General features: G+C 45.6%; 5 protein-coding genes, 16 tRNA genes, 2 rRNA genes and 1 riboswitch. Of the genes, 21 read left to right on the top strand and 2 right to left on the bottom strand.

Translation table 11 applies throughout. The features are described from left to right. The 18 genes from KHQ79_RS15750 to KHQ79_RS15665 form a co-directional block, all read left to right on the top strand. Positions 1 to 123: ribosomal RNA gene (locus KHQ79_RS15750) — 23S ribosomal RNA — on the top strand; the annotation flags it as partial. 115 nt (positions 124 to 238) lie between these two features. Next, a 5S ribosomal RNA gene (rrf, locus tag KHQ79_RS15745) occupies positions 239 to 354 on the top strand. A 9-nt stretch (positions 355 to 363) separates the two neighbouring features. Beyond that, positions 364 to 438: transfer RNA gene (locus KHQ79_RS15740), tRNA-Asn, on the top strand. A 5-nt stretch (positions 439 to 443) separates the two neighbouring features. Beyond that, a tRNA-Ser gene (locus KHQ79_RS15735) sits at positions 444 to 535 on the top strand. A 34-nt stretch (positions 536 to 569) separates the two neighbouring features. Further along, positions 570 to 641, top strand: a tRNA-Glu gene (locus KHQ79_RS15730). A gap of 9 nt (positions 642 to 650) precedes the next feature. Beyond that, positions 651 to 726 (top strand) — tRNA-Val (locus tag KHQ79_RS15725). A gap of 7 nt (positions 727 to 733) precedes the next feature. Further along, positions 734 to 810: transfer RNA gene (locus tag KHQ79_RS15720), tRNA-Met, on the top strand. 14 nt (positions 811 to 824) lie between these two features. Next, positions 825 to 901 (top strand) — tRNA-Asp (locus KHQ79_RS15715). Between the two features lie 12 nt (positions 902 to 913). Then, a tRNA-Phe gene (locus KHQ79_RS15710) sits at positions 914 to 989 on the top strand. Positions 990 to 994: 5 nt separating this feature from the next. Further along, a tRNA-Thr gene (locus KHQ79_RS15705) sits at positions 995 to 1,067 on the top strand. A 21-nt stretch (positions 1,068 to 1,088) separates the two neighbouring features. Continuing rightward, positions 1,089 to 1,173 (top strand) — tRNA-Tyr (locus KHQ79_RS15700). Between the two features lie 5 nt (positions 1,174 to 1,178). Further along, positions 1,179 to 1,252, top strand: a tRNA-Trp gene (locus KHQ79_RS15695). Between the two features lie 24 nt (positions 1,253 to 1,276). Next, positions 1,277 to 1,352: transfer RNA gene (locus KHQ79_RS15690), tRNA-His, on the top strand. Between the two features lie 9 nt (positions 1,353 to 1,361). Then, positions 1,362 to 1,433 (top strand) — tRNA-Gln (locus tag KHQ79_RS15685). 47 nt (positions 1,434 to 1,480) lie between these two features. Next, a tRNA-Gly gene (locus KHQ79_RS15680) sits at positions 1,481 to 1,555 on the top strand. Positions 1,556 to 1,560: 5 nt separating this feature from the next. Next, a tRNA-Cys gene (locus KHQ79_RS15675) sits at positions 1,561 to 1,631 on the top strand. 7 nt (positions 1,632 to 1,638) lie between these two features. Beyond that, positions 1,639 to 1,727: transfer RNA gene (locus KHQ79_RS15670), tRNA-Leu, on the top strand. A 281-nt stretch (positions 1,728 to 2,008) separates the two neighbouring features. After that, positions 2,009 to 2,090, top strand: a tRNA-Leu gene (locus tag KHQ79_RS15665). Between the two features lie 90 nt (positions 2,091 to 2,180). Here KHQ79_RS15665 and spo0M read toward each other — a convergent pair. Beyond that, positions 2,181 to 2,957 (bottom strand): sporulation control protein Spo0M, encoded by a 777-nt coding sequence (gene spo0M / locus KHQ79_RS15660; protein ID WP_225515959.1) that lies wholly within the window; start codon positions 2,955 to 2,957, stop codon positions 2,181 to 2,183. 139 nt (positions 2,958 to 3,096) lie between these two features. On the opposite strand from spo0M, the gene KHQ79_RS15655 reads away from it, so the two are divergent. Beyond that, positions 3,097 to 3,300, top strand: coding sequence for a hypothetical protein (locus KHQ79_RS15655; protein ID WP_080030861.1), 204 nt, complete (start codon positions 3,097 to 3,099; stop codon positions 3,298 to 3,300). A gap of 53 nt (positions 3,301 to 3,353) precedes the next feature. Here the strand turns inward: KHQ79_RS15655 and KHQ79_RS15650 are convergent, their stop codons facing one another. Beyond that, positions 3,354 to 3,617: a spore coat protein gene (locus KHQ79_RS15650; RefSeq protein WP_003239649.1), complete on the bottom strand. Its 264-nt coding sequence runs from the start codon at positions 3,615 to 3,617 to the stop codon at positions 3,354 to 3,356. A gap of 113 nt (positions 3,618 to 3,730) precedes the next feature. On the opposite strand from KHQ79_RS15650, the gene KHQ79_RS15645 reads away from it, so the two are divergent. Next, positions 3,731 to 4,423 carry a Type 1 glutamine amidotransferase-like domain-containing protein gene (locus tag KHQ79_RS15645; RefSeq protein ID WP_225515957.1) on the top strand — a complete coding sequence of 231 codons (693 nt, stop codon included), beginning with the start codon at positions 3,731 to 3,733 and terminating at the stop codon, positions 4,421 to 4,423. A gap of 68 nt (positions 4,424 to 4,491) precedes the next feature. Next, a riboswitch (TPP riboswitch) is annotated at positions 4,492 to 4,599 on the top strand. Positions 4,600 to 4,731: 132 nt separating this feature from the next. Then, positions 4,732 to 6,504: a phosphomethylpyrimidine synthase ThiC gene (thiC, locus tag KHQ79_RS15640; protein WP_225515955.1), complete on the top strand. Its 1,773-nt coding sequence runs from the start codon at positions 4,732 to 4,734 to the stop codon at positions 6,502 to 6,504. The last annotated feature ends 26 nt before the right edge of the window (positions 6,505 to 6,530 follow it).

Here is a 6,530-nt window from a genome sequence, read left to right as displayed (position 1 = left end):
GATGAGATTTCCCATTCCGCAAGGAAGTAAGATCCCTGAAAGATGATCAGGTTGATAGGTCTGAGGTGGAAGTGTGGCGACACATGGAGCTGACAGATACTAATCGATCGAGGACTTAACCACATTTCTAATCATGATGTCACACCTGTTATCTAGTTTTGAGAGAATAAGTTTTTTTCAAAAAAACACTTGATTTTCTCAAGAATACATAGTATAATGTTAAATGTCACTGAAATTGTCTGGTGATGATGGCGAAGAGGTCACACCCGTTCCCATACCGAACACGGAAGTTAAGCTCTTCAGCGCCGATGGTAGTCGGGGGGTTCCCCCTGTGAGAGTAGGACATCGCCAGGCAGACTTCATTCCGCAGTAGCTCAGTGGTAGAGCTATCGGCTGTTAACCGATCGGTCGTAGGTTCGAATCCTACCTGCGGAGCCATTATTGGAGAGCTGTCCGAGTGGTCGAAGGAGCACGATTGGAAATCGTGTAGGCGGTCAACTCCGTCTCAAGGGTTCGAATCCCTTGCTCTCCGCCACTGATACTTATACATAATTACAATTGAAAGTCTGGGCCCGTTGGTCAAGCGGTTAAGACACCGCCCTTTCACGGCGGTAACACGGGTTCGAATCCCGTACGGGTCATTATATGATGGAGGATTAGCTCAGCTGGGAGAGCATCTGCCTTACAAGCAGAGGGTCGGCGGTTCGAGCCCGTCATCCTCCACCATTATCATCGCGGGGTGGAGCAGTTCGGTAGCTCGTCGGGCTCATAACCCGAAGGTCGCAGGTTCAAATCCTGCCCCCGCAACCAAAATAATTCAATACGGTCCGGTAGTTCAGTTGGTTAGAATGCCTGCCTGTCACGCAGGAGGTCGCGGGTTCGAGTCCCGTCCGGACCGCCATTTAAATAATAAGGCTCGGTAGCTCAGTTGGTAGAGCAACGGACTGAAAATCCGTGTGTCGGCGGTTCGATTCCGTCCCGAGCCACCACCTATGCCGGTGTAGCTCAATTGGTAGAGCAACTGACTTGTAATCAGTAGGTTGGGGGTTCAAGTCCTCTTGCCGGCACTGTTTTTCAAAACTTAATGTGGAGGGGTAGCGAAGTGGCTAAACGCGGCGGACTGTAAATCCGCTCCCTCAGGGTTCGGCAGTTCGAATCTGCCCCCCTCCACCATTTATAGGGGCATAGTTTAACGGTAGAACAGAGGTCTCCAAAACCTCCGGTGTGGGTTCGATTCCTACTGCCCCTGCCAAATTTATGACATCTTGAGATTATGGCGGTTGTGGCGAAGTGGTTAACGCACCAGATTGTGGCTCTGGCACTCGTGGGTTCGATTCCCATCAATCGCCCCATATTATCATTGGGCTATAGCCAAGCGGTAAGGCAACGGACTTTGACTCCGTCATGCGTTGGTTCGAATCCAGCTAGCCCAGTCTCACTTTTATATCAACTGCATATGATGTATTAAGTCCCTTAAGATGCGGAAGTAGTTCAGTGGTAGAACACCACCTTGCCAAGGTGGGGGTCGCGGGTTCGAATCCCGTCTTCCGCTCCAATTACGGCGGCATAGCCAAGTGGTAAGGCAGAGGTCTGCAAAACCTTTATCCCCGGTTCGAATCCGGGTGTCGCCTTTCTTTTGCCGGGGTGGTGGAATTGGCAGACACACAGGACTTAAAATCCTGCGGTAGGTGACTACCGTGCCGGTTCAAGTCCGGCCCTCGGCACCAATTTTACTTACTTGGTAAGTTGAATTGGTGTTTGCGTGTTTAAACTATAACTAATCATATTAATGATCTACTCAAGTAGATCATTTTTTTATTGCTTTGATTTATCATAAGCTGTTAAGTTCCGATACATGATCATAAAGCTGCTTGAGCCATTATGTTTAGCTAAGTCTCTTAACACTTTTTTATTATTATATTTCCAAAAAAACTTTTTTGAAATACGTTGACACTTTAAGAGATCCATGATATATTTATATTCGTCGGTTAGATACGACGTAAAACTTGCCGGTGTGGCGGAATTGGCAGACGCGCACGACTCAAAATCGTGTTCCTTCTGGAGTGTCGGTTCGACCCCGACCACCGGTATACTGAAAACCCGTTTCTTATGAGAAACGGGTTTTTATTTTTTATCAAAGAAATCAAAGAAAAGGAGCTCAGCTAGGCTCCTTTTTATATTTACTCAGCGTATTGGTCTAAAATCTCTTCTAACACCTCTTCAAGCCCTTCTGCATCCTCAAGCTCTGATTGGCTGAAGCGGACGCGTACGAGCTGTTCTCCGTCATTATACATCTCTTCCAGCCATCCTCGCAGTCCTCTTGCTCTGCGGTCGACTTCGAAAATAATGTCTAAACCGTCTTCGTCTAAAAGGAAAATAAGCTCTAATTCATCAAGCATCTGACGATAGTAGCCTGATGTCGGAATGAACTCAAATTCTTGAACGAACGGAAGGCGGCGCTGGAAGTAAGGCGCTTGTTCGCAGTCTGCTTCGTTAAGGCGGAAGCCCAGGTTTTCGATTGCTTCCAGCACACTTTCGATCCAAGGGTGCGCTTCAACGAAAATTCGATCGTGATCTGATTTGTCAATACCGCCTTGAATGTCAAGGTCTGTCACCACGGCGACCTCTACTTTCCCTACAGTGATTGGTGTATCAAGTGGGAGAATGAATGAGAACGGAAATTGATGCTGTTCTCCAGGCTGAATGGTAAATGAACCAGTGACCCGGAAAGAATGAATTGTAGCGTATTTCCGGTGCTCTTCATCGTCTTTTACAATGACGTACCGTGTATTAAGCTGTAAGTCAATATAGCGGATGTCCTGAGCGATTTTTCCGCCATTGACATGTACAGTACCCCGCACTTCCTCTCCAGGATAATATGCGTCTTTCTCTAAAATCGTATCTACTTTTGCAGCACCGATTCCGGCACTTGCCGCAAGCTTCTTAAAAAATGACATGTTAAATCTTCCCCTTTTTCTTTTTCTCAACAGGTATACGTAAGAAGGAGGAAAAAAGATTCATTTGATTCATACTTTTTTCCTATTATTCGTCCGGCCTAGGGACAGACTAAGAATAATATTGAAAGCAAAGGAGCGGATTGAAATGAATAAAGAAAGTATGGTTGCTGATGAATTACACAGAATGTTTTTGGCTGGTGAACTGCAAATCACGGTAGAAGAGGATATAAACAATATATCTGAACGGCTGAGAAACGGCGATCTCAGTTTAGACCGCTTGAGCGGAGAAGATACGTTTATAAAAGAAACGGTAAACGAGGCTTTAAGAAGAGTGGAGCAATAAAAGGAAGAGACGGTCTCTCGTAAATGAGAGACCGTCTTTTTTATATGACTTTGTTACAGTTCTCTGCAAGATAAAAGCGAATCGATTTGCAATTGTTTATCCAGGATCAAGCCTTTTTCCATCAGGAGTTCAGAAAGTTCTCCATGCAGATAAACAGCTACATCTAATTGATCACGCAATGCTCTTCGGAGGTGAGGGTTCGAGGTTTCTGTCATCGCGACAGTGTAATTGTTAATGCTTGTTTTTATTGTTATTAAGAAATTAAGTACAAATGCAGGTATGTCTTTGGCGTTTATCGGGTTAGAGACATTGTTCAATGGCAATCCACTTCCTTATTTTCTAGTTCCCCTGATAAGAAAGTATTTGGTTTTGTATCTTGCTTTTATACAAAATGCTATAATGAATAACAAATTTTGTCAGGGGTGAGATGATGAAACAGATTATTGCGCTGGGCGGCGGGGGTTTTTCGATGGAGCCGGAAAATTTGTCCCTCGATCAATATATCATCAATCAATCAGACCCGAAGTCGCCTCGCGTTTGTTTTTTGCCGACGGCGAGTGGTGATTCCCAAAACTATGTTCAGCGGTTTTATGATGCATTTCAAACACTGGATTGTGTGCCGTCTCATTTATCCTTATTTAAGCCGCCGTCAACAGATTTAATTTCTTTTGTTATGGAAAAGGACATAATTTATGTCGGCGGAGGAAATACGAGGAATATGCTTGTGCTGTGGAAAGAGTGGGGGCTGGATCTTATTCTCAGAGAAGCATGGAAGAACGGTGTGATTTTAGCTGGTTTAAGTGCAGGTGCGATCTGCTGGTTTGAAGAAGGGGTGACAGATTCAGCCGGACCGCTGACAAGCATGAAAAGTTTAGGTTTTTTGCAAGGGAGCTTTTGTCCTCATTATGACGGTGAAAAGGATCGGAGACCGATATACCACCAGCTGATATCTAACGAATTCTTGTGCGATGGCTATGCGGCGGACGATGGAGCGGCTCTTCATTTCAAAAATGATCAGCTGTTTCAGACAGTGAGTTCAAGACCGGGTGCAAAGGCATATCGGGTGATGATGGGTGATCATGAAATATCTGAAACGCCTCTGCCGGTCAACTATTTGGGATGAATAAGCTGAATATTTTCTATATTCCTCTTTTTTTTCGATTGGTTTTATGTTAAGATGAGTCCGAAATAAATAGTTACTGGGGGTGCCCGCTTTCGGGCTGAGAGAGAAGGTAAGCTTCTTAACCCTTTGGACCTGATCTGGTTCGTACCAGCGTGGGGAAGTAGAGGAATTGTTTTTATTATTGTCGTGCTGGGCAATAATATGTTTCTTTCTGACTGTAACCGGGTTCATTCATTTGAATCCGGTTTTTTGTGCTGGTTATGGGCTTGATTTTGTCCTTTCAAACGAAGAGAGGGGAAGGATAAGTAATGCAAAACAATTCAGTGCAGCAAGCCAACATTTCCATTATGTCGAGTTTTTCGGGGAGCAAGAAAGTGTATGTGGAGGGTTCTTCTTCGGACATCCAAGTGCCGATGAGGGAAATCGCATTGAGCCCGACGACAGGGTCGTTCGGCGAAGAGGAAAACGCGCCTGTGCGTGTCTATGATACAAGCGGACCGTATACCGACCCTGATGTGACCATTAATATTCAAGAAGGGTTAAAGCCGCTCCGCCAAAAATGGATCACGGAGCGCAGCGATGTTGAACAATATGAAGGACGAGCTATAAAACCAGAAGATAACGGTTATAAAAAAGCGAATCCAAACGTAAGCTACCCAGGACTAAAGCGGAACCCGCTGCGGGCGAAAGCGGGTCAAAATGTCACACAAATGCATTATGCCAAAAAAGGGATCATTACACCAGAGATGGAGTTTATCGCAATACGCGAGCATGTGTCTCCCGAATTTGTCAGAGATGAGGTAGCCAGCGGCCGGGCGATCATCCCTTCAAATATTAATCACCCTGAAAGCGAACCGATGATTATCGGCCGGAATTTTCATGTGAAGATTAATGCGAATATCGGGAATTCAGCGGTTACGTCATCAATTGAAGAAGAAGTGGAAAAAATGACCTGGGCCATTCGCTGGGGAGCGGATACGATGATGGATCTTTCCACCGGAAAAGACATTCATACAACGCGTGAATGGATTATCCGCAATTGCCCTGTGCCTGTTGGAACTGTTCCGATTTATCAGGCGCTTGAAAAAGTAAACGGTGTAGCGGAGGATTTAACGTGGGAGATTTATCGTGATACGCTGATCGAGCAGGCAGAGCAGGGAGTGGATTATTTTACGATACACGCTGGTGTTTTGCTTCGGTATGTGCCGCTGACTGCCAAACGGACAACTGGAATCGTGTCACGCGGGGGAGCGATTATGGCGCAGTGGTGTCTGGCTCATCATCAGGAAAGCTTTCTGTATACTCATTTTGAAGAAATCTGTGAAATCATGAAAACGTATGATATTGCTTTTTCTCTTGGGGATGGTCTGCGTCCCGGATCAATCGCTGATGCTAATGACGAAGCGCAGTTTGCTGAATTAGAGACGCTTGGAGAGCTGACGCAAATTGCCTGGAAGCATGATGTTCAGGTGATGATTGAGGGACCGGGGCATGTGCCGATGCATAAAATCAAAGAGAACGTCGATAAACAAATGGACATTTGCAAAGAAGCGCCTTTTTACACATTGGGGCCTCTGACGACAGATATTGCACCGGGCTATGACCATATTACTTCAGCGATCGGAGCGGCGATGATCGGCTGGTATGGGACAGCAATGCTTTGTTATGTAACGCCGAAGGAGCATTTGGGGCTGCCAAATCGTGATGATGTTCGTGAAGGAGTCATTACATATAAAATTGCTGCGCACGCGGCAGACCTTGCAAAAGGGCATCCCGGAGCGCAAATACGGGATGATGCGTTATCGAAAGCCCGCTTTGAATTCCGCTGGCGAGACCAGTTTAATCTATCTCTTGATCCGGAAAGAGCGCTTGAATATCATGATGAAACCCTGCCGGCTGAAGGAGCAAAAACCGCTCATTTCTGTTCAATGTGCGGACCGAAGTTTTGCAGCATGAGAATTTCTCAGGATATTCGGGATTATGCGAGGGATAAAGAGATTAGTGAATGGGATGCGATTCAAGAGGGGATGAAAGAAAAAGCCGAAGAATTTGTGAATCAAGGCAGCCAGCTGTATAAATAATAGATTGACAGGCGAAATGGAATACG

Origin of the sequence: Bacillus sp. TSO22 (assembly GCF_020223595.1) — a bacterium.
GTDB classification, from domain to species: Bacteria; Bacillota; Bacilli; order Bacillales; family Bacillaceae; genus Bacillus; species Bacillus inaquosorum.
The sequence above is the reverse complement of the archived record's forward strand: the minus strand, read 5'-3'. Positions and strand labels throughout refer to the sequence as shown.